The 2,318-nt window shown below is 73.3% G+C and carries 6 protein-coding genes; 5 read left to right on the forward strand and 1 reads right to left on the reverse strand.

Annotated elements, in window-relative coordinates; all coding sequences use genetic code 11:
- The 5 genes from ESO86_RS15610 to ESO86_RS15620 all read left to right on the forward strand — a co-directional run.
- The coding region (locus ESO86_RS15610; protein WP_165308016.1) for a type II secretion system F family protein at window positions 1-499 on the forward strand (499 nt) is incomplete at its 5' end.
- A 39-nt stretch (window positions 500-538) separates the two neighbouring features.
- A complete protein-coding gene (locus tag ESO86_RS19965) occupies window positions 539-706 on the forward strand; it encodes a hypothetical protein (protein WP_340638868.1) in 168 nt (55 codons plus the stop codon).
- The gene (locus ESO86_RS15615) at window positions 703-1,089 is read left to right on the forward strand and encodes a TadE/TadG family type IV pilus assembly protein (protein WP_277985242.1); all 387 of its coding nucleotides are present in this window, start codon (window positions 703-705) and stop codon (window positions 1,087-1,089) included. Before ESO86_RS19965 ends, ESO86_RS15615 begins: the two co-directional genes overlap by 4 nt.
- Entirely contained in the window at window positions 1,064-1,531 is a 468-nt protein-coding gene (locus tag ESO86_RS19185) for a TadE family protein (protein ID WP_165308018.1), read from the forward strand. The genes ESO86_RS15615 and ESO86_RS19185 overlap by 26 nt, the downstream gene beginning before the upstream one ends.
- The gene (locus tag ESO86_RS15620; protein ID WP_165308020.1) at window positions 1,528-1,977 is read left to right on the forward strand and encodes a pilus assembly protein TadG-related protein; all 450 of its coding nucleotides are present in this window, start codon (window positions 1,528-1,530) and stop codon (window positions 1,975-1,977) included. Before ESO86_RS19185 ends, ESO86_RS15620 begins: the two co-directional genes overlap by 4 nt.
- Before the next feature lie 116 nt (window positions 1,978-2,093).
- Here the strand turns inward: ESO86_RS15620 and ESO86_RS19190 are convergent.
- Window positions 2,094-2,318, reverse strand: a 225-nt coding sequence (locus ESO86_RS19190) for a hypothetical protein (RefSeq protein WP_207207179.1), incomplete at its 5' end; no start/stop codon positions are given.

Consider the following 2,318-nt stretch of genomic DNA (forward strand, 5'->3'; position numbering starts at 1 on the left):
GGCCGGCGCGGTCGCGGCCGACTGGATGCTGCAGCGCGCCGCGCGGCGCCGCCTCGCGCGCATCACGAGCGAGCTGCCCATGGTGCTCGAGTTCCTCACACTCAGCCTCACGGCGGGCGAGGGCATGCTCGACGCGCTCCGCCGCGTGGCGCGGACGGGCTCCGGTGAGCTCGCCCGGGAGTTCTCCGGCGTGGTCGCGGCGGTCGGCACGGGCGTCCCGATCGGCACGGCGCTCGCCGACGTACGCGACGGGCTCGATCATCCGGAGCTGTCGCGAGCAGTCGACCAGGTGCTCGGCGCGCTCGACCGCGGCACCCCGCTCGCCGGCGTCCTGAGGGCTCAGGCAGGCGACGCCCGAGCTCAGGCCAAGCGCACCATCATCGAACTCGCGGGCCGCAAGGAGATCGTGATGCTGGTGCCGCTCATCTTCCTCATCCTCCCCGTCACCGTCGCCTTCGCCCTGTTCCCCGGCTACGTCGTGCTCCAGGCGGGATTCTGATGCGCCGTCGCACCCCGCCACCCGATGAAAGGACCTCGCATGCACCGCTGGATCGCCCGACGCCTCGCCGACGACCGGGGCGACGTGCCCGGATGGGTGCTCATCACCCTGATGACGGCCGGGCTGGTGATCGTGCTCTGGGGCCTCGCCGGTCCGGCACTGTCCGGGGTGTTCGACCAGGCCATCGATCGCGTCGTCGGCTTCTGAGGCGGCTCGCCGACGACCGGGGGTCCGCGGTCGCGGAGTTCGCGCTCGTGGGCGTGCTGCTCACGGCGCTCCTCCTCGCGGTCGTGCAGCTCGCCCTCGCCCTCCACGTGCGCAACACGGTGCTCGACGCTGCCGCCGAGGGCGCCCGCTACGCGGCGCTCGCCGGTTCCTCGCCCGCGGCGGGCATCGAGCGAACGCGCCTGCTCATCGACGCGGCGATCGCCGCCGAGTACGCAGCGGATGTGTCGGCCGCGACGACCACCGTCGGCGGAGTGCCGGCGATCGCCGTGACCGTTCGGACGTCGCTACCGGTCATCGGCCTGCTCGGCCCCGAGCGCGGACTGGAGGTGACCGGTCATGCCGCGGTCGAGGTGCTCGACTGACCCCCGGCGCCTCGACCTCGCCGCCGAGGCGGGTTCCGCGTCCCTCGAGTTCCTCACGGTCGGCATGATCCTGCTCGTACCGCTCGTCTACCTCGTGCTCGCGATGGCGTCCATCCAGGCGGCAGCACTCGGCGTGGAGGGCGCGGCGCGGCAGGCGGCGAGGGTCGCCGTGCTCAGGACGGATGCCGGTGAGCCCTCGGCATCCGTCGATCGAACCGTGCGCGTGGTCCTCGCGGACTACGGGGTCGATGCCGGCGCGGCATCCGTCATGGTCGAGTGCAGCGGGCCGTGCACGGCGTCGGGCACGCGGGTGTCCGTCGCAGTGGGGGCGGCGGTCGCGCTTCCGCTCGTGCCGCAGGTGCTCGCCTCGAGGGGCATCGGCACGGTGCGGCTCGAGGCGCGGGCGACGCAGACGGTGTCGCGGTTCGCGGGTGCGCCGTGAACCGGCGGGTGCCGGTCGCGTTGCGCGGCGACGAGTCCGGCTCGACCCTGCTGCTCACGATCCTCTTCGGCGCACTGGCACTCGCACTGGTGCTCGTCGTGACCTCCGCGACGTCGCTCTACCTCGAACGGAAGCGGTTGTTCACCCTCGCCGACGGTGCCGCGCTCGCCGCCGCCGAGTCGTGGCGGCTCGACGAGGTCCGCGTGGAGGGCGACGCGCTCGTGTTCGGCCTCGACGAGGCATCCGTCGCCGCCGCAGCGGCCGACTACCTGGGCGATGCCGAGCACTCGCTGCGCGCACTCGAGGTCGTGCGGGCCGACTCGGGCGATGGCCGCAGTGCGAGCGTGACCCTCCGGGCGATGTGGCATGCGCCGATCTCGACCGACCTCATGCCCGTCACCGTGCCGATAGAGGTGACGGCCGACGCGCGGTCGGTGTTCCACTGATCCCGTACGGGGCCGACCGACGATCCCGTCGTCGCATCCCGCATCGAGGACCGCACGATCGGATCTCGGATCTCGGATCTCGGATCTCGGGTCCGGGGGCTCGGGGTGCGCCGTGCTCAGGCCGGTTCGGCCGTGAATCGGAGCCGTCGGATCATCTCCCACCGCTTCAGCAGCGCGGTCGCCGACATCGAGCCGACCGGCTGCGCCGGGGGTGCAGGCACGGGCTGGGCCGCGAGCCAGGACCGAAGCGCGGTCGCGTCCTCGTCGGCACCGGCGCCCGCCACGTTCGAGACGAGCGTGTCGAGGTCGGCGCTCGGTGCCGCGGTCGCGGCCGCCGCCAG

The sequence above is a fragment of the Agromyces binzhouensis genome, from assembly GCF_004135055.1.
Taxonomy (GTDB): Bacteria; Actinomycetota; Actinomycetes; order Actinomycetales; family Microbacteriaceae; genus Agromyces; species Agromyces binzhouensis.

Coding starts and splice junctions, on each gene's coding strand:
- ESO86_RS19965 (WP_340638868.1), top strand. CDS start 539: ATGCACCGCTGGATCGCCCGACGCCTCGCCGACGACCGGGGCGACGTG.
- ESO86_RS19185 (WP_165308018.1), top strand. CDS start 1,064: ATGCCGCGGTCGAGGTGCTCGACTGACCCCCGGCGCCTCGACCTCGCC.